The organism is Tenacibaculum ovolyticum DSM 18103, assembly GCF_000430545.1.
Taxonomy (GTDB): domain Bacteria; phylum Bacteroidota; class Bacteroidia; order Flavobacteriales; family Flavobacteriaceae; genus Polaribacter; species Polaribacter ovolyticus.
The window spans coordinates 19447-39812 of record NZ_AUMF01000014.1 but is presented as its reverse complement, the minus strand read 5'-3'; the positions used below and the strand labels follow the sequence as shown (position 1 = coordinate 39812).

The 20366-nt window shown below is 30.6% G+C and carries 11 protein-coding genes and 1 pseudogene; 9 read left to right on the top strand and 3 right to left on the bottom strand.

The genetic code is table 11. The features are described 5' to 3' along the window. Positions 1-55 precede the first annotated feature (55 nt). The 3 genes from H518_RS0104745 to H518_RS0104735 all read left to right on the top strand — a co-directional run bounded on the left by H518_RS0104745 (position 56) and on the right by H518_RS0104735 (position 7196). Positions 56-4135: a T9SS type B sorting domain-containing protein gene (locus tag H518_RS0104745; RefSeq protein ID WP_028888004.1), complete on the top strand. Its 4080-nt coding sequence runs from the start codon at positions 56-58 to the stop codon at positions 4133-4135. Positions 4136-4201: 66 nt separating this feature from the next. Then, positions 4202-6190: an excinuclease ABC subunit UvrB gene (gene uvrB, locus H518_RS0104740; RefSeq protein ID WP_028888003.1), complete on the top strand. Its 1989-nt coding sequence runs from the start codon at positions 4202-4204 to the stop codon at positions 6188-6190. An 88-nt stretch (positions 6191-6278) separates the two neighbouring features. After that, positions 6279-7196: a PhzF family phenazine biosynthesis protein gene (locus H518_RS0104735; protein WP_043706484.1), complete on the top strand. Its 918-nt coding sequence runs from the start codon at positions 6279-6281 to the stop codon at positions 7194-7196. Here H518_RS0104735 and sucC (H518_RS20765) read toward each other — a convergent pair. The 3 genes and pseudogenes from sucC (H518_RS20765) to sucC (H518_RS0104720) form a co-directional block, all read right to left on the bottom strand. Next, positions 7197-7379: pseudogene (gene sucC, locus H518_RS20765) on the bottom strand (succinate--CoA ligase subunit beta); the annotation flags it as partial. A 73-nt stretch (positions 7380-7452) separates the two neighbouring features. Continuing rightward, positions 7453-8016, bottom strand: coding sequence for a hypothetical protein (locus H518_RS0104725; protein WP_028888001.1), 564 nt, complete (start codon positions 8014-8016; stop codon positions 7453-7455). A gap of 88 nt (positions 8017-8104) precedes the next feature. Further along, positions 8105-9301 (bottom strand): ADP-forming succinate--CoA ligase subunit beta, encoded by a 1197-nt coding sequence (gene sucC, locus H518_RS0104720; RefSeq protein WP_028888000.1) that lies wholly within the window; start codon positions 9299-9301, stop codon positions 8105-8107. 226 nt (positions 9302-9527) lie between these two features. Here sucC (H518_RS0104720) and H518_RS0104715 point away from each other — a divergent pair, with 226 nt between their 5' ends. The 6 genes from H518_RS0104715 to H518_RS20390 all read left to right on the top strand — a co-directional run bounded on the left by H518_RS0104715 (position 9528) and on the right by H518_RS20390 (position 20154). After that, positions 9528-11993, top strand: coding sequence for a DUF5916 domain-containing protein (locus H518_RS0104715; protein WP_028887999.1), 2466 nt, complete (start codon positions 9528-9530; stop codon positions 11991-11993). A gap of 87 nt (positions 11994-12080) precedes the next feature. Further along, positions 12081-12743: an ABC transporter ATP-binding protein gene (locus tag H518_RS0104710; protein WP_028887998.1), complete on the top strand. Its 663-nt coding sequence runs from the start codon at positions 12081-12083 to the stop codon at positions 12741-12743. A gap of 47 nt (positions 12744-12790) precedes the next feature. Continuing rightward, positions 12791-13342: a CPBP family intramembrane glutamic endopeptidase gene (locus tag H518_RS0104705; protein ID WP_028887997.1), complete on the top strand. Its 552-nt coding sequence runs from the start codon at positions 12791-12793 to the stop codon at positions 13340-13342. Position 13343: 1 nt separating this feature from the next. Further along, on the top strand, positions 13344-14105 hold the full coding sequence (locus H518_RS0104700) for a TIGR02757 family protein (RefSeq protein ID WP_028887996.1): 762 nt from the start codon (positions 13344-13346) through the stop codon (positions 14103-14105). Between the two features lie 575 nt (positions 14106-14680). Further along, positions 14681-17320, top strand: a complete 2640-nt coding sequence (locus H518_RS20395; protein ID WP_081411153.1) for a glycoside hydrolase family 19 protein — start codon at positions 14681-14683, stop codon at positions 17318-17320. Positions 17321-17391: 71 nt separating this feature from the next. Beyond that, entirely contained in the window at positions 17392-20154 is a 2763-nt protein-coding gene (locus tag H518_RS20390; protein WP_028887995.1) for an Ig-like domain-containing protein, read from the top strand. The last annotated feature ends 212 nt before the right edge of the window (positions 20155-20366 follow it).

Below are 20366 nucleotides of genomic sequence, written 5' to 3'. Positions count from 1 at the left end.
ATATAACCACTAATAAAAGTAGGGAAAATCATTTTAAAACTGTTTTAACTTTAATATGAAATTAAAATTATACATAAACATTGTAGCATTCTTTTTTGTGTTACCTCACTTAAAAGCACAAACAACCGTACAAGTAAATCAGAGCAGTGATATAGAAGCTAAATACTCCCCTAAAGAACTTATCGAAAAAGTTCTTATAAATAATAGTTGTACCACGATAACAAATATAACCTCATCTGTTTTTGGGAATCCTTCAGACACTGAAACCAAAAGTTATGGGTATTTTAAAAGTAAAACAGGAAGTAATTTTCCTTTTAAAGAAGGCCTCGTTATATCTACAGGAAAAGCTTTTCCTATAGGAGAAGCTGTTTTTGGTGATCTAGATTCCACTACAACAGGAAACACTGATGCTGATCTAAGTAATTTATTAAACGAACCTGAATTAAGAGATGCAAGCGTCATCGAATTTGATTTTATTCCAAAATCTGATCAAATCAGTTTTCGATATTTAATGGCCTCAGAAGAATACCAAAGCGACTATCCCTGTAGTTTCGCAGATGGGTTTGCCTTCTTATTAAGAAAGTCTGGAACAACAAATTATACTAACTTAGCTGTTATACCTAATACCTCTACACCAGTAAGTGTCGTTAATGTTCATGGCACTATTAATTCTGGCTGTCCTGCAAAAAATGAAACATACTTTGCGGGTAACAATCTTGGTGATACTAACTTTAACGGAAGAACAAAAGTATTTATTGCAAAAGCTACAGTAATCCCTAATGTAACTTATCATATAAAGTTAGTTATTGCTGATAATAAAGATAGTCAACTTGATTCTGCTGTTTTTTTAGAAAAAGGAAGTTTTAATTTAGGATTGAGCTTAGGTACTGATTTCTTATCTTCTAACGGAAGTTCAGTTTGTGGAACTGAAAAGATGTTAACTTCAAACATTACTGCTGATAGTTATCAATGGTATAAAGATGATGTGATTATACCTTTAGCAACCCAAAAAGATTATTTAGCTAATTTAGGCAATGGAAAATATACTTGTAAAATTATCAATGGCACATGTAAAGATGAAGATGACATAGTCTTAGAGTTTTCTTCAGCACCCCAAAATAATACAGCAATAAATTCTCTTTTTACTTGTAATAACAATTTAAACGTTAATATAGATTTATCTTCTAAAGTAAATGAAATTTTAAATGGTCAAAGCAATACTGTATTTGAAGTATTATTTTTTTCTGACATAACGTATACCTCAGAAATAACAACACCTAGTAACTACACCAACCTAACTACTAATGATACTATTTACGTTAGAATAAGGAATAAAACTGCAAAAAATTGTTTTGTAGACACCTCTTTTAAATCAATTATCACATCTAAACCAATACCACAAACTCCTATTAATTATCAAAATTGTGATGATGTTGTTAACGGAGGAGATACTGATGGTTTTTTTAATAACTTTCTATTAAATACAAAAGATACTGAGATTTTAGGATCCTTAGATCCGGTTATTTACAGTGTATCATATCACACAACTTTATCTGGTGCGCAAACAGATAATAATACGGATGTAATTATTAAAAGTACGCCTTATAGAAATACAATAATAAATTCTCAAACAATATATGTAAGAGTCGAAAATAAGAATAACACTGCTTGTAATGACACTTCTAAAACTTTTAATTTAGAGGTAAATCCATTGCCTGTAATTACAAATAATATTGTAACATTAAAACAGTGTGATACAGACCCTGATTTAAACACGACTATTAACTTAACGCTTGCTCAAAAAAACATTTCAACAAATCATACAAACGAAACCTTTAAATACTACCCTACCGAAAACGATGCTATAAACGATACTGCAGAAATCACAAATCAAACTGCACATTCAGTAGCCAATGGTGTTTCTGTTTGGGTTAGAACAATTTCTGATAAAAATTGTTATCAAATTTCAAGAATAAATATTGTTGTTGGTTACTCTACTGATGTAGCATACAATAATGAATTTAAATCTTGTGATGATTTTTTAGATATTGATGGTAATAACAATCTTAATAACAACGATACTGACGGTATTACTTTTTTCAATTTAAATTCTGTTACAACTGATGTAAAAGCACTATTTCCAATAGCTAACAGACCTAATTTAGATGTTTTAATCTTTGAATCAATTGCTGATAGAGATGCTGTAATAAATCAAATTACCAATCTTGCTAACTATCGAAATAAAAATATACCAGCAACAACTCCTCAACCTCTTTATATTAAAATAATAAACACCATAAATAATGATTGTACCGGTCTTGGTCGCTTTACTATTTGGGCTCAACAACCACCTATAGCTAATAATGTAGTTAATTTCGAGCTTTGTGATGATTTTGATAGCGGAGCTTTTGATGACGGTATAAATAACAATATAAACCTAAGAGATAAGCTTACTGATATCTTGGGAGCAACGCAACCAACAACAGACTATACTGTTACTTTTCACACAAATGCTAGTGATGCGAACTCAGGAAATTCTCCTATACCAAATGATACTAATTACACTAACCAAACTAGAGACAAACAGAGTATATATGTACGTGTTGTAAATAACAATACCGGCTGTTTTAATGATCATGTAACTTTTGATATCATTATAAACCCACTACCTACAATTACAAATGCAATTCCTAATTTAGAAATATGTGATATAGCGACTTCTAGTGATGGTGATTCTAGAAATAGGCTTGCTCAAAACATTAACTTATCTGAAAGAGATGTAGATGTTCTTAATGGTAGGGATCCTAACTTATTTGAAATTTCTTATCATAGAACTCTTCAAAATGCTATTGATGGTCTACTTCCTCTTAATAAAACAAACTATGCTAACGACCCTACAACAACTAATTTTCCTGCAAATTTATTAGGGGATGACCCTGCTTCTGAAATTATTCATATTAGCATACAAAATAAAACAACTGGTTGTAGATATGGGATTGCAACCTTACAACTAATAATAAATCCAGAACCAAAAATTCCTTTAAACATCATAGATTACATAGATTGCGACAATCAAACTGATAGTAATACTGATGATGCTAACGGAATTAATGGTGATATAACTCTTAAAAATAAGAGACCTGAAATATTAACAAATTACTCTGTAAGTGAACATAGTAATTTTAATATTACTTTTCATCAAAACTTAGCTGATGCTCAATCAGGAAATTCTCCTCTTGATCAAAACAAATATGAAAACACAGCTAATAATCAAATAATTTACGTGAGAGTAGTTAATAATAAAACTTCTTGTATAAATACAAACTTAACTTTTAATATTGTTATTAACCCTTTACCTAGTTTTACTGTAAATACTCCTATAATTGTTTGTTTAAATAATCCACAAACTAAATTAGAGCCAATTAATCCTAATGCAACGTACAGTTATGAATGGACATTAAAAGGAGATACTAAAATTCTTAGCACTGATGCTTTTTATGATGTTAGCATAGGTGGAACTTATATTCTTACAGCAACAATGATCGATGGTACTTCTTGTAAAAGAAGTAGAGAGATTGTGGTTAATGAATCTATAAACCCAACTTTAAATGAGGATGACATTGTTATTGTTGATGACACTAATAACAATGGCCTCGACAACTATTCTATAAAAATAATTACCGAAAATAAAAATTTAGGTATTGGTGATTATCAATTCGCTATTATAGATGAAGATAATCTTCAAACCAATTTTCAAGACGAACCTTTATTTGAAAATATTTCAGGGGGTCTTTATACAGTTGTAGTAAATGACAAAAATGGATGCTTACCAGATGCTACGCTAGAAATTTCAGTAATTCAATATCCTAAATTCTTTACGCCTAATGGTGATGGGAATAATGACACTTGGAGAATTAAAGGTGCTAATTCAAGTTTTTATCCCTCAAGTAATATTACAATTTTTAACAGATATGGTAAAACTGTAGCCATTGTGCCTATTGACTATATAGGTTGGGACGGAACATACAAAGGAAAAGTACTACCTTCTAATGATTACTGGTTTAAAATTCAACTTGTTGATAGAAAAGGAAAAATACATCAACATCAAGGGCACTTCTCCCTTCTTAGGAGGTAATAATATCTTGTTAACAACAAATAAATACGGATAGTTTTTCACATAAACTATCCGTATTTTTGTTGAATGGACTTTGAATTACACTCAGATTTTAAACCTACTGGTGATCAGCCAACAGCAATAAAACAATTAGTTAACGGACTAATATCAGAAGAAAAACACCAAACTCTTTTAGGTGTTACAGGATCTGGTAAAACTTTTACAGTAGCCAATGTCGTTGCTGAAGTAAACCGTCCTACTTTAGTCTTAGCACACAACAAAACTTTGGCTGCACAATTATATTCAGAATTTAAGCAATTCTTCCCTAACAATGCTGTTGAGTATTTTGTTTCATATTATGATTATTATCAACCAGAAGCATACATACCTGTTACTGGTACTTTTATAGAAAAAGACTTATCTATTAATGATGAGATAGAACGACTTAGAATTAGCACATCCTCTTCTCTACTCTCTGGCCGTAGAGATATTATAGTTATTGCATCTGTTTCTTGTTTATACGGTATCGGTAACCCCAATGAATTTAAGAAAAATGTTATTCCAATTAAAATTGACCAACAAATTTCTCGTACAAAATTCTTACATTTATTAGTTACCAGTTTATACTCAAGAACAGAAGTAGAAATAAAAAGTGGAACATTTAAAGTAAAAGGAGATGTTGTTACTATTTACCCATCTTATGGAGATAGTGGATATCGAGTTCACTTTTTTGGAGATGAAATTGAAGAAATTGAAACTTTTAATATTGAAGACAATCAAGTAATTGAAAAATTAAGTGAATTAACAATCTACCCTGCAAACCTATTTGTTACCTCACCAGATGTATTACAAAATGCCATTCATAAAATACAAGATGATATGGTAAATCACGTAGCTTATCTTAAAGAAATTGGTAAACACTTAGAAGCAAAACGTTTATTAGAACGTACTGAATTTGATTTAGAAATGATACGTGAATTAGGCTATTGCTCTGGTATCGAAAATTATTCTCGATATTTAGACGGTAGAGAACCCGGTACACGCCCGTTCTGTTTATTAGACTATTTTCCTGAAGACTATTTAATGGTAATTGATGAAAGCCATGTTACCATTCCGCAAACACATGCAATGTATGGCGGTGATAGAAGTAGAAAAGAAAATTTAGTAGAATACGGTTTTCGTTTGCCTGCTGCAATGGATAATCGACCTTTAAAGTTTGATGAATTTGAGCTGCTGCAAAACCAAGTAATTTATGTTTCGGCAACACCCGCTGATTATGAATTACAAAAAACAGAAGGTGTATTTGTTGAGCAAGTAATTCGCCCAACGGGATTATTAGATCCTGTAATAGAAGTCCGCCCGAGTTTAAATCAAATTGATGATCTAATTGAAGAAATTCAAACCAGAGTAGAAAAAGATGAACGTACATTGGTTACTACCCTAACAAAACGAATGGCAGAAGAATTGGCTAAATATTTAACTCGAATTCAGGTTCGCTGTCGTTATATTCATTCTGATGTAGATACTCTAGAACGTGTACAAATAATGCAAGATTTACGAAAAGGTTTATTTGATGTATTAATTGGAGTAAACTTACTTCGTGAGGGACTTGATTTACCGGAAGTATCATTAGTTGCTATTTTAGATGCTGATAAAGAAGGTTTTTTACGTAGTCATCGATCAATAACTCAAACCGTTGGTAGAGCTGCAAGAAATGTGAACGGTTTAGCTATTTTATATGCTGATAAAATCACCAATAGTATGCAACGTACTATGGATGAAACAGATCGACGACGTGAAAAACAAATAAACTACAATACTAAAAATGGTATTACACCAACTCAAATTAATAAAAAACTAGATAATACTCTTTCTAAAGAAACAACTGCTACTTATCAATACGATAATGCAATTCAAAAAGCGGCAGAACAAGATTTAGAATATTTACCTAAAGAAGAAATAGAAAAACGTATTCGTGCAAAACGTAAACAAATGGAGGAAGCTGCAAAATCTTTAGATTTTATGGTAGCCGCTCAATTACGTGATGAAATAGCTATACTAAGGAAAAATCTATAGAAAATTTCGTTTAATACTAAATTTCATTACCTAACAATATCCATCATTGAAAAAGCGGATATCTTAATTGTTAACAGTAAGCTGCAAAATGACAGAAATAGAATATTATTTAGTAGATGTTTTTACTTCATTAAAATACGGAGGAAATCAATTAGCTGTTTTCGTTGATTTCAAAAATGAAGTTTCAACAGAAAACATGCAAAAAATTGCAAGAGAACTTAATTTTCCTGAAATAACATTTATTAAAGAAAATCATAATAACGAAGTTTTTAATGTTAGAATTTTCACACCAGAATATGAAGTCCCTTTTGCAGGTCATCCATCACTAGGAACCGCTTTTATCATTTCTAAATACTTATTATCGAAACCTAAAGAAAGTATAACTCTTAATTTAAAGCATTCAAACATTATTATAAACTTAACTTCTATTAATAATATTGATAAGAGTAATTTTATAATGAAACAAGCAGAGCCAGAGTTTATCGAAACATACAAACATCAAGAAATTGCTAATGGATTAGGCTTACAACTAAATGTTCTTAATACTCAAAAACCAATAGAAGAAATAAGTACAGGCTTACCGTATATTATTATTCCTGTTCTCAATTTAGAGGAAATTAATCAACTAAATCTTGACTCAAGAAAAGTTATAGAATTTTTAACTCTAAAAAATAAATTTAAAACCAATAGCCAAACTGGACTAAAGACTTCTTTATTTTTTGTTACTGATGAAACCTTTTATAAATCGAGTAATTTCAATACTAGAATGTTTTGTGTAGAAAATGGACGTTTAATAGAAGATGCGGCTACAGGAAGTGCAAATGGCTGTTTCCTTGCTTATTTATTAAAAAATAAATCAACTGAAATATCTGCAATAGTAGAACAAGGCTTTCAAATGAAGAGAAAATCCTATATCCATCTAGATGGAAAAATTGAAAACGATAAATACAGTTTAAAAATTGGTGGTCAAGTTATTGACGTAAGTAAAGGTAAATGGAAATTATAATCAATTGCTTATCTTAATTTCTAAAACTTTATCTACAGCCTCTTGAAACTCAGTAGCAGAAATAATTTCCATTCCACTATTATCAATTAATTCTTTTGCTTCTTTAGCATTTGTTCCTTGTAAACGACAAATAATAGGCACATTAATTTTGTCTCCCATACTCTTATAAGCAGCTACAACACCTTAAGTAACATGATTCTAATAATATTTTTCTTGAAATATTTAGATCTGATAATTGTTATTTTGAGGAAAGCCTTTAATTCTCACTTCCCCATGGAGCACTTGGTGCCTCTATTTCTTTTGTTAAATCAAACTTTACAGAGAAAAACCTATCCGTTCCTATTCTACGTAAATTATACGTAAAACTTGTTTTATCAATCGTAACCCACCATATATTATTAGATGCATACGGAATTAAATTGGCTGTATGTTTATCCGCAGGAAAAAATTGAATATTAGACAATCCCATATTAGGGTTCGTTCCTCCATATTGCGTAATTTTATCTTCCGAGCCGTCTTTATGTCGATGATCGTGCTTTAATTTAATTAATTTATCTGTACTCATGGTAAAAACCCAAGTACGAGATTTATCATCACCTACAAAAAACGGAATTCTAATTGTGTTGTTTTCACAAGAACGAATATGCATTACTAATTTCTCTCCTGTAAAACCATCACCTTCTTTTCCTCCTGCTGTAATTTCCCCTTCAAATGCTTTTCCACAATGAATTTGTAAAGTATTCCAAAATAATTCAGAATTTGTTTTTTCTTGTGCTAGTAATTGAAAAGGAAATAAAATAAGGATTAATAATTTTCTCATTATGTAGTATTTATATTTCAACAAGATAAAACAAAAAATCCTCACTTTTAAAAGTGAGGATTTTTTATATTTAACTAAAAACTAATTCTTAAGCTCCTAAAACTTCTGCAACTTTATCTGCAGCTTCTTGAAACTCAGTAGCAGAAATAATTTCCATTCCACTATTATCAATTAATTCTTTTGCTTCTTTAGCATTTGTTCCTTGTAAACGACAAATAATAGGCACATTAATTTTGTCTCCCATACTCTTATAAGCATCTACAACACCTTGAGCAACACGATCACAACGAACGATTCCTCCAAAAATGTTTACTAAAATTGCTTTTACGTTACTGTCTTTTAAAATAATTCCAAAAGCTTTTTCAACACGCTCTGCATCAGCAGTACCACCAACATCTAAAAAGTTAGCTGGGTCACCACCTGCTTGTTTAATTAAATCCATAGTTCCCATTGCTAAACCAGCTCCGTTTACCATACATCCAACATTTCCATCTAAATCTACATAGTTTAAACCTGCAGCTTTAGCTTCTACTTCAATAGGATTCTCTTCACGTAAATCACGCATTGCTGCATAATCTTTATGACGATATAAAGCGTTTTCATCTAAAGTAACTTTAGCATCAACAGCCATAATTTTATCATCAGATGTTTTTAACACAGGGTTAATTTCAAACATTGCTGAATCTGATTTTACATACGCAGTATATAAAGCAGTAACAAACTTTGTCATTTCTTTTAATGCAGCTCCGCTTAAACCTAAGTTAAAAGCAATTTTACGAGCTTGAAAAGGCATTAATCCTAAAGAAGGATCAATTTCTTCTGTAAAGATTAAATGTGGAGTTTCTTCTGCTACTGTTTCAATATCCATACCACCTTCAGTAGAATACATAACCATATTTCTACCAGTTGCACGATTTAATAAAACCGACATATAATATTCATCTGGCTCACTAGCTCCAGGATAATACACATCCTCACAGATTAAAACCTGATTTACTAATTTACCTTCCGCTGACGTTTGAGGAGTAATTAACATCATTCCTAAAATATCATTAGAAATACTTTTTACCTCATCTAAGTTTTTAGCTAACTTAACTCCACCACCTTTTCCACGACCACCTGCGTGTACTTGTGCTTTTATTACGTGCCAACCTGTACCTGTTTCTTCAGTTAATTTCTTTGCTGCTTCAACAGCTTCTTCTGGTGTATTTGCAACAACTCCGCGTTGAATACGAACCCCAAAACTGTTTAATATTTCTTTACCTTGATATTCGTGTAAGTTCATTAGATATGAATTTTTAAAGTCGAACAAAAATACAAATTCAAATTATAATACATTACTATTTATTATAATTATTACTTTTTTTATTACATCTTTTTTTTGCATTTTTTTAACATTATAACTGTAACTAATACTTTTTTAACGTGTCCTTAAGGTAATTAACATGAATTTGTGATTTAAAAAGATAAATCCTAAATATTTTTGTAACTATTATAGCCATCAATTAATTATGTATAGAAGTATCACTCTATTAATACCTATCTTATTTATTTCTTTAGGAATAAGAGCCCAAAAAAACAATAAAAGTAGAAAGAAGTTAAATGCTACTCGTGTAGATACTCCTCCAAAAATAGATGGTATTTTAGAAGAATCTGTATGGAATAACATACCTGTCGCAAAAGATTTTATAATGATGCGACCTACTAATGGCGAAAAAGAACCTAATACACATAAAACTGAAGTTAAATTAGTGTATGATGATGAAGCTGTGTATGTAAGTGCTTTAATGTATTCTCCTGATCCTTCTAAAATACCTGCTGAATTTAACAATAGAGATCGTATAGGTAATTCTGATTTTTTTATGTTAATGATTAATCCAAATGATGATGGCCAAAATCCAACTTCATTTATTGTAACAGCAGCTGGTGTTCAAGCAGACTCAAAAGTTTCTACAGGTAGAGAAGACTTTAACTGGAACGCCGTATGGGAAAGCGCCATTAAAATAAACGAGAATAGTTGGTCTGTAGAAATGAAAATACCTTATAGAGCATTACGTTTTGCTAATAGACCTATACAATCATGGGGCTTTAATTTTCATAGAGAAGTAAAAAACATAAATGCTCGTTTTACTTGGAGTCATATAGATAATACTAAAGGAAATTGGACACAATATGATGGTTTAGTTGAAAACTTTAAAAATATTACTCCACCTACTCGTTTAAATTTTTACCCATATGCTTCTGCAACAACAAGTACTTTTGAAGGAAAAACAGATTTTGATTGGAGTGTTGGTATGGATTTAAAATACGGGCTTACTGAGAATTTTACATTAGATGCCACTTTAATTCCTGATTTTGGTCAAACTGCTTTTGATAATGTAACTTTAAACTTAGGCCCTTTTGAACAACAATTTTCTGAACAAAGACAATTTTTTACAGAAGGAACTGAATTATTTACAAAAGGACGTTTGTTTTATTCTCGTAGAGTTGGAGGTTCTCCTATAAACTCAGCATCAGTAGATGAAGATATAGAAACTCTAATTGATTCACCTGAAAAAGTACAAATGCTTAATGCTATAAAAATTTCAGGAAGAACAAAAAACGGTTTAGGTATTGGTTTTTTTAATGCCATTACGGGTAAAACTGAAGCTACCATTCAAAACAACACAACAAAAGAGGTTCGAAAAGAAGTTATTAACCCTCTTTCTAATTACAACATCTTAGTTTTAAACCAACAATTTAATCAAAATTCAGCAGTAACATTAATAAATACAAATGTTACTAGAGATGGTAGTTTTAGAGATGCAAATGTTACTGGTTTACTTTGGCATGTTGAAGATAAAAAAAGCAGGTACAATATAGATGGATCATTTAAAATGAGTAATATTTATGATGATGAAGACAATCCTAATACAGGTTACACCTTTGATACTAGTATTGGTAAACAATCTGGTAACTGGAGAGGTGAAGTTGGTTATAATTTCGAAGATAAAAACTTTAATCCAAACGACTTAGGTATTTTATTTAGTAATAACGAACAAACTATTTATGGTTTCGCTTCATATTTATTATTAAAACCAAAAGGTATTTTTAATGATTATAGAATTAACATGCGCTACAATGTTAATTTCTTACACAAACCTGGTACATATACTGGTACAAACTTACATTTATCTTTTAGAGCGCAAACTAAAAAACGTTTTGGTTTCGGAGCAAACCTTAACTATAGCACTGAAAGAAAAGACTTTAATGAATCAAGAGAAGGTAATACTAGTGGTATTTATTTTAAAAGACCTGAAAGACTAAACATAAATCATTGGGGGTCTACCGACTACAGAAAGAAGTTTGCTATTGATTATAACTGGTATTATACTTTCTTTAAAAACAATCCAAAAGAAAATTACGGTTTTAGAATATCTCCTAGGTATCGTTTTAACAACCAGTTTTCTTTAATTTACGGCTTTAGATATGGGCATACAAATAACGATCAAGGTTTTGCTAATAAAATTGATCAAGATGATATAGATGAAAACCCAACTCATGCTCCTTTTTTAGATGAAATTATTTTCGGACAAAGAGATTGGACAACCTACAATAATTCTTTAACAGGTAAATATAGTTTCAGTACAAAATCATCCCTTTCATTATCTTTCAGACATAATTGGAGTAAAGTTCCTTATGAAAACCAATTTTACACATTAAACAAAACGGATGGAGCCTTAACTGAAACTGATTATAATGATATTCATGATAAAAACTTTAACAGTTGGAATTTAGATGTAAATTATTTATGGCAATTTGCTCCTGGTAGTCAATTAATTGCTTTTTACAGAAACTCTATATCTAATAATAATGAAGAGTCTCATCAAAATTTTTCTGAAAACATAGAAAATCTTTTAGCAGAATCAAATCGACATACTTTTTCTGTTAGACTTGTTTATTTTATTGACTACAATAATGTAAAAAACATTTTTTAATAAAAAACATTTATAATTTGAAATCAGATAATCTTTAAAGTTTATCTGATTTCTTTTTTATACATTCGTTATATTGAATATAAGACTATGATTGTTGCTAAAAATATCCATAAAAGCTATGGTGATGTTGAAATACTTAAAGGAGTTAATCTTCATATTAAAAAAGGAGAGATTGTTGCTATTGTTGGCCCTTCTGGAGCAGGAAAGACAACTTTACTTCAAATTTTAGGAACCTTAGACAAACCGCAGACAACAGAAGACCATGAGTTGTTTCTTAATGAAATTTCAATAAAAAACTTTAATGACAAGGAAATTTCTTCTTTTAGGAACAAACACATTGGTTTTATTTTTCAGTTTCATCAATTATTACCTGAATTTACAGCTTTAGAAAATGTTTGTATACCTGCTTTTATTGGCGGAAAATCAAAATTACAAACTGAAAAAAGAGCAAAAGAATTACTTAATTTTTTAGGGTTGTCGCATAGAGAAAACCATAAACCAAATGAACTTTCTGGAGGTGAACAACAACGTGTAGCTGTTGCCAGGGCTTTAATTAACGAGCCTTCAGTTATTTTTGCTGATGAACCTTCTGGTAATTTAGATTCTACTTCTGCTGAGAATTTACATAAATTATTTTTTGAGTTAAGAGATAAATTCGGACAAACCTTCGTTTTAGTAACTCACAACAAAGAATTAGCTGAAATGGCAGACCGTACTTTAACCATGAAAGACGGAATTATTATTGACTAATGTAACAAACATCTCTTTTTAACTACTTATTAGCAAATAGATTTATAATGAAAGAGACATTCAGTGAATTAATTAAATATTTAAAAGCACCCGTTTTAGAAGAAGATAACAATCGAGATAATTTTTACCGATTCAAAAAATTCTTCCATTTACTTATTATAAGCATACTTACAGCAACGCTATTATCTCCTTTATTTGGTTTAATAGAGCATTTAGGTTGGATAGATATGGATACACATGCTATGGAAGAATTAATGAAAAACATGTCTAAAACAAAAGTTTTTCTATTTGCAGTTATAGTCGCTCCCCTACTCGAAGAATTATTTTTTAGAGCACCAATAACATTATTTCAAAATAAGAAATATTTCAAATTAGTTTTTTACATTTTTGCTATTGTTTTTGGATTTGTCCATTTATCTAATTTTAAAATAACCACCAACGTACTTATTTTAGCTCCTATTTTAGTAGCCCCTCAAATAATTTTAGGTGGCTATTTAGGATTTATTAGAGTACGCTTCGGTTTAATTTGGAGTATTCTTTTACACGCTAGTTATAATGCCTTTTTTGTTTTAATTAGTTTTGCAGTAGATTTAATATAATATGAATAAAACAGAACTTAAAGAATTTCTTGACGAAAAAGTAATAAAATACAATAATCCAGATTTTATAGAAAGTGATCCTATTCAAATTCCACATCAGTTTTCTTTAAAAGAAGATATTGAAATATCAGGATTTTTAGCAGCAACTATTGCTTGGGGAAATAGAAAAATGATTATTCGTAATGCATTAAAAATGGTTGAATTACTAGGTAATTCTCCATATAACTTTGTTATGAATCATACTGAAGATGATCTAGCTAATTTTGATGGCTTTGTACACCGTACTTTTAATGCTGACGATTTTAAATTCTTTATAAAATCACTCAAAAACATCTATACAAACCATAACGGATTAGAAGCTGTTTTAGCTACTAAAAGTACCAATAACTATCAATTAGCAATACATCACTTTAAACAAATTTTCTTTGAAGTACACCATCAACAAAGAACCTTAAAGCATGTTTCTGATCCATTAAAAGGCTCAGCATCTAAAAGAATAAACATGTTTCTCCGTTGGATGGTTCGTAATGATAAAACCGGAGTAGATTTAGGTGTTTGGAAAACACATTCACCATCTCATTTACATTGTCCGTTAGATGTACATTCAGGGAACGTAGCTCGTAAATTAGGAATTTTAACTAGAAAACAAAACGACTGGAAAGCTTTAACTGAATTAGACATCACTTTACGAAGTTTTGATGAAAGTGATCCTGTAAAATATGATTTTGCTTTATTTGGTTTGGGTGTTTTTGAAAAATTTTAAACATCTATTAAAATATTCATCTCTCTAAATACAAACGATCTCTTCTTACTATACTAGTGCCTATATTCTATGCTTAGTAACCTCTTAGTACATTCGTATTTTTCTACCGAAATTAATTTTACTTTTATTTACATATGCTATAAATACATAAAATAAAAAAATAACACCTTCCTTTTACAAGTCTAGTACCAAATCACATAAGGTTTTACGTAATCCGAACTACAAACAGCAATTATAATTTTTTATATCATCAATATCTTCCCATTAAACTATATAATTCCAATCATTTTCACAGTTAATAAACAAGAAAAAAACAAACACTTAACTAATTCATTTTCAAATAATAACAACAATCAAAAAACATAAAAGCTATTTAAATTATGAAAGAAAATTATACTAAAACGTTTTTTCATCTATTAACAAACTAGCAAAATAAGGCTAATAATCATTGTCATTTGTAAGTACCTTAAAGTTATTTATAGGTTAAAATAAGTTGTTTGCATATTTTATTTTTTAAAGGGGCTTGAAAAATAGAGATTTAACCACTTATTAATAAGTAATTTAAAACACAAACAATGAAAAAAAATCTAGTCCCCTCACAAATTTATTGGTTAATGGATAAGAAAATTCGGATGCTTATTCTCGTTTTCTTTTTCTCAATTATTAATCAAACTTTTTCTAATGAAAAAGAGGTATATTCTGAAACATTAACTTCAAAATACTCCTCCAAAACAGAAATACCGAACACATCAACTCAAATTAATGAGTTAATAAATAAAGAACTATGGAATACTTTATTTCCATATAGATTCGGAGCTAAAAATACAGGAAGCGATGGTTGGGTATTAGATCCTGCTGATGATTTTTACACATACGAATCTTTTATTGATGCTATTAATCGAATGAGTAATATTAAAGTAATTTTTGAACGCAGGTGTGGTACAAATGCATACAAGGTTACTCGTGTAGATAAAGTAACAAATATTTCTAAACTAATTCGAACAGATATCGATTTTGACGCTCCTAGAAACAGTGAAAAAGAAATTCTTATAGAAGAAGTTGATTACGGATTATTTTTAAAAGAAGGTAATCTTGAAACCAGAAAGAGAGAAATAACTGCTTTTTTTGCGAACATATCACATGAAACAACAGGTGGTTGGCCAACGGCTCCTGGAGGTCAATTTTCATGGGGTCTTCACTTTAGAGAAGAACCAACGCAAGCCTCATATGCATACCCAGATGTTAATTATCCACCAACGCCTGGTAAATCTTATAAAGGTAGAGGTCCAATTCAATTATCATACAATTATAATTATGGTCCTGCTAGTGAGTTTATATTTGGTGACAAACAAGTATTACTAGACAATCCTGAAAAAATAATAGAAGACGCTGCATTGGCTTTTCAAACAGCCATTTGGTTTTGGATGACTCCACAATACCCTAAACCTTCTGCACACAGTGTAATGGTAAATAAATGGACTCCTAATGAATTAGATATTACTAAAAATAGGGTACCTGGATTAGGAATGACAGTAAATATTATTAATGGCGGTGTAGAATGCGGACAAGGAGCAGAAAAGCCTCAGGTGTTAGATAGAATAGGATATTATAAAAGATTTACAACTATTTACCAGATTGGAACTGACATGGATGGTGTTAATGACCTTTCTGATTGTGGATGTAAAGACATGAGTAAGTACGGTGGTGATTCTGCTGATTTAACAGCTGAACCATGTGCACAAAAACCTCAAATTACATTTTCTAGTCCTGTAAATGACCAAATATTCAAGCAAACTACATTTACAGCGATTCCTGTTACTTTAGTAATAGATGAAAAAAATACGCAATTAAAAAGCGTTACTACATCAATAGGAAATCAAACCTTTAGTGGTGTAACATTTAACTGGACACCGTCTAGCTATAAAGCGCATACAATAACATCAAATGCTGTTTTTGTAAACGGAACTAGCGCAACATCTTCAATTAAAGTTATCGTTTGGGATGGAGTAAACATAGACTGCCAAGAAATTACAGAATGGAATTCTACCAAAATCTATAGCAAAAAAGATAATTATGTTAAACATAATAATATCATTTATAGAAACAAATGGTATGCAGGTAGCGGTAGTACGCCTGGCATAGATTCTGTATGGGAATTTATTAAAGAATGTGATATTATTGATGTTTCTGCTCCAGTTATAACATGGGAATCTCCTGCAAATGGGCAAATTATTGAACAAGACATACTGTCATCAATAATTTTAAAAGCCAAAGCTATAGATGCTGATGGTACTATTAAATCATTTAATTTTAAACAAGGTACTACTATTATTTCGGCTCCTCTTTCTGTAAATAGTTACGAGGCTAATTATACACCTACAGCATACGGAAAAGTAACAATTATAGCATCAGCTACCGATAATGATAATAACACTACAGAAAAAGAAATTACTTTTACTCTAAAAAAAGTAGGTGTAGTTGACAATAAGGCACCGTCAGTAAATATTACCTCTCCAGGTAACAATGCTTCTTTTAATGTAGGAGAAACTATTGCTATTACAGCAAATGCTTCTGATAGTGATGGAACAATTGCTAGTGTAGCTTTTTTTAATAATGGAACTAAAATAGGTGAAAGCACCACTACTCCATATAATTATGTAATTACAAATTCAACAGTAGGTAATCATACATTAACTGCAATAGCTACTGATAATCAAGGAGCAAAAACAACATCTTCTCCTATTGCTATTACAGTATCTGAAGTTGTAAGTGGAGGTTGTGGAACAACACAACAATACGCAGCAGGGACATCTTATAAATTGAATGAAGAAGTTGTTAATGAAGGCGAAAAATTTAAATGTAACATTCCTGGATGGTGTTCATCAACCGCTGCATGGGCTTATGCTCCTAGTACTGGTACTTATTGGGAAATGGCATGGGAAAGTGTTGGAGTATGTTCTAATAAATTAGCTCAAAATTCTAACTACGATGATACTGCCAATCTTACTATAAAAGCAAAGAATGCTTCTATGGTTAAAATTGATCTATACAATCTTTCTGGAAGATTAATTAAATCACAAACTTTCTCTAAAAATGAAGTAAAAAATATAAAAGCATTTACTGAATACTTAACAAATTTTGAGCGTGGTTTATACTTTTTCAAAATTCATATAGATCATAACATCTATTTCAAAAAAATAATTAAAAATAATTAAAACCTTTTTTAGATAGTTTACTCTTCAAATTAACAAAACATAAGCTATCTATTTAATTAACTATATATATTATGAAAAAAATACATTTATTTTTTGCACTATTTTTTTGTGCTTTATTTATACAAGCTCAATATAATTTTCCTGCATGTTCTCCTGAATGGGATGCTGCTAAAAAACCTTATAAACAAGGTCAAAAAGCCTCATATGAAGGCAATAACTATCGATGTAAATATTGGTCAAACGACACTCCTAAATCTGCCTCTTGGGAATTAATAAGTGCCTGTGGCGATGGAGGCTTAGGAGCTCCATATAACGGTAAACAAAGAATTATTGGTTATTTACCTACTTGGGTGGCTGATTATGATATCAAAAATAATTTTAATCCAGAAGTTGTAACAAATCTAAATATTTCTTTTTTAATGTTTAAAAAGAATAATGATGATTACAATAGTAATGACTTTGCTTCTATTTCTTTTGATAAATTTCAAGAAAGAAAAGTCGATTCTGTCCTTAACGATTTAGGAGTACTTCAAAAAGCAAAAGCTAAAAATGTAAAAGTATCCGTAGCACTTGGTGGAGCAACAGATTATGCTTTTTTATGGTTGATGACAAAATACGCTAATAACGATCAAAAATTAGACGAAATAGCAACACTAATCGCAAATTATGTTACTGTAAACAACCTTGATGGTATCGATTTAGATTTAGAATGTTGGTGGGCAGATCCAACAATAAAAGGTACCAAAGACCAAGGAGGTCGTGTACGTGGTAGTAAATGGGGAGATGCTGATAAAGGAGCACACCCAGCAGGAGTTGGACTAAAGAAATTAAGTCAAAAATTAAGAGCTAAAATGCCAAATAAATTAATTACTGCTGCTGTATTCGGAACATCTTGGTATGGTAATAATTATGATGATGGTATTGCTGATTATATGGATTGGGTAGCTTTAATGTCTTATGATTTTACTGGTTCTTGGGGAGACTCTCCAGTAGGGCCTCACTCTTCACTGTATAAAGTTCCAGCTGGAACATATCCTAAGCAAACAGCAGACAATCCTATTTATAGTGCTGAAGATGCGTTAGAATATTGGATGGGAATTGCACCTTCAACTTGGAATCATGCAGGTGGATTTAATGTACCAAAAGCAAAATTAGTTTTTGGAGTACCAATGTATGGATATGATTTTTCTGAAAAAAAACCAAATGGTGGTAACGGATCTAAATTTGTTCCTTATAAGGATATAATAGCAGAATTTCCTAACGCTGCTACAAGCTACGACCCTAAAGATACTAGTGGTTTAAATGGTTTTGTAGGAACAAATGGAAAAAACATATATTTTGACACTCCTAAATCAGCAGCTAAAAAAATAGTGCACTCTAAAAACCATGGACATCAAGGTATTATTATATGGGAGCTAACTCAAGATGTAGACTACAACTCTTCTTCTAGTATATTAAAAGCTATTAATGAAGCAGCAGGAAATAATAATACAGTAAACAATCCGCCAACAATAACATGGCAAGCACCTGCTAATAACCAAGTAATAGAAGTAGCTAAATTAGCTGCTATAACTTTAAATGCTACTGCTACAGATAAGGAAGGAACTGTTCAAACTTTTATATTTAAACATAATAATACTGTTATAAATGCAACAGCATCAGGATCGAGCTACACAGCTAGCTTTACACCTACTGCTTTTGGACAATACACTATTACAGCAGTAGCTACTGATGATAAAAATGCTACTTCTGAAAAATCAATTGTTTTTACAGTAAAAGAAAAAGGAGTTATTACTAATGAAGCTCCAAAAGTATCAATAACATCACCATCTAATAACGCTACTTTTAGCACAGGAGAATCTATTGTTATAAAAGCAAACGCATCTGATAGTGATGGTACTGTTAGTAAAGTAGAATTTTTTAATAATGGAAAAAAATTAGGAGAAAGTACTACGACTCCATATAATTATACCATTACAAATTCAATTGTTGGAAATTATTCATTAACTGCAATAGCAACTGATAATGAAGGAGCAACAACAACATCATCAATCGTTACAGCTGTTGTTTCAGATATTGTAAATGCAGCTCCAAAAGTAACAATAACATCACCTAGTAATAACACCTCTTTTAATGAAGGCGATGCCATTTCTATTACCGCAAATGCTTCTGACAGTGACGGTAGCGTTACAAAAGTGGAATTTTACAATAATGGAACTAAATTAGGAGAAAGTATTGCAACTCCATATAGTTATGCTATTTCAAATTCAACTGTAGGAGACTATTCATTAACAGCAATAGCTACTGATAATAGCGGAGCAACAACAACATCTGCTGCTGTTAGTATTACAGTTTCTAAAGTAATAGGTGGAAATTGCGGAAACTTACCACAATATGTAGCAGGTACATCTTACGCTTTAAACCAAGAAGTAGTTAATGGTGCCGAAATTTTTAATTGTGATGTTCCAGGATGGTGTTCATCTCCAGGCGCATGGGCATATGCACCAGGAACTGGAACATATTGGGAAATGGCATGGTCTAAAGCAGGAACTTGTTCAAATGTTTCTCCTAAAAACCCTCACCAATTGTCATTATTTCCTTCGGTAACAAAAAATGTTGTTAATTTAGATATAAAAGCAAAAAACAGTTCTTCTATAAAAATAGAATTATATAACCTTGCAGGTCTATTGGTAAAAACACAATCTTATAATAAAGAAAAAATAGAGACTATTGATTTATTTACACAAGATCTATCGAAATTTGAAAATGGATTATATCTTTTTAAAATTTACATTGATGATGCTGTTTATTTCAAAAAAGTGTTTAAAAAATAAGATTCATAATTATAGAATATAAGCTATAAATTAACCCCCTCTACAATTTTATCTGTAGAGGGGCTTTTTTTCATAAATCATTTAGTCATAACAGTTCTAATTATGAATATTCTTCTATAAATTTACAATAGCAAAAAATCTTATAAATGTGAAGTATCACTTCTCTTTTTTATTAGAAACAAAACCAACTCATTATTAGCTCTAAAGTGAGA

What these genes read in the sequence shown, in the direction of transcription:
- H518_RS0104745 (WP_028888004.1), top strand. Translation starts at nt 56, where the DNA reads ATGAAATTAAAATTATACATAAACATTGTAGCATTCTTTTTTGTGTTA.
- uvrB (WP_028888003.1), top strand. Translation starts at nt 4,202, where the DNA reads ATGGACTTTGAATTACACTCAGATTTTAAACCTACTGGTGATCAGCCA.
- H518_RS0104735 (WP_043706484.1), top strand. Translation starts at nt 6,279, where the DNA reads ATGACAGAAATAGAATATTATTTAGTAGATGTTTTTACTTCATTAAAA.
- H518_RS0104725 (WP_028888001.1), bottom strand. Translation starts at nt 8,016, where the DNA reads ATGAGAAAATTATTAATCCTTATTTTATTTCCTTTTCAATTACTAGCA.
- sucC (WP_028888000.1), bottom strand. Translation starts at nt 9,301, where the DNA reads ATGAACTTACACGAATATCAAGGTAAAGAAATATTAAACAGTTTTGGG.
- H518_RS0104715 (WP_028887999.1), top strand. Translation starts at nt 9,528, where the DNA reads ATGTATAGAAGTATCACTCTATTAATACCTATCTTATTTATTTCTTTA.
- H518_RS0104710 (WP_028887998.1), top strand. Translation starts at nt 12,081, where the DNA reads ATGATTGTTGCTAAAAATATCCATAAAAGCTATGGTGATGTTGAAATA.
- H518_RS0104705 (WP_028887997.1), top strand. Translation starts at nt 12,791, where the DNA reads ATGAAAGAGACATTCAGTGAATTAATTAAATATTTAAAAGCACCCGTT.
- H518_RS0104700 (WP_028887996.1), top strand. Translation starts at nt 13,344, where the DNA reads ATGAATAAAACAGAACTTAAAGAATTTCTTGACGAAAAAGTAATAAAA.
- H518_RS20395 (WP_081411153.1), top strand. Translation starts at nt 14,681, where the DNA reads ATGAAAAAAAATCTAGTCCCCTCACAAATTTATTGGTTAATGGATAAG.
- H518_RS20390 (WP_028887995.1), top strand. Translation starts at nt 17,392, where the DNA reads ATGAAAAAAATACATTTATTTTTTGCACTATTTTTTTGTGCTTTATTT.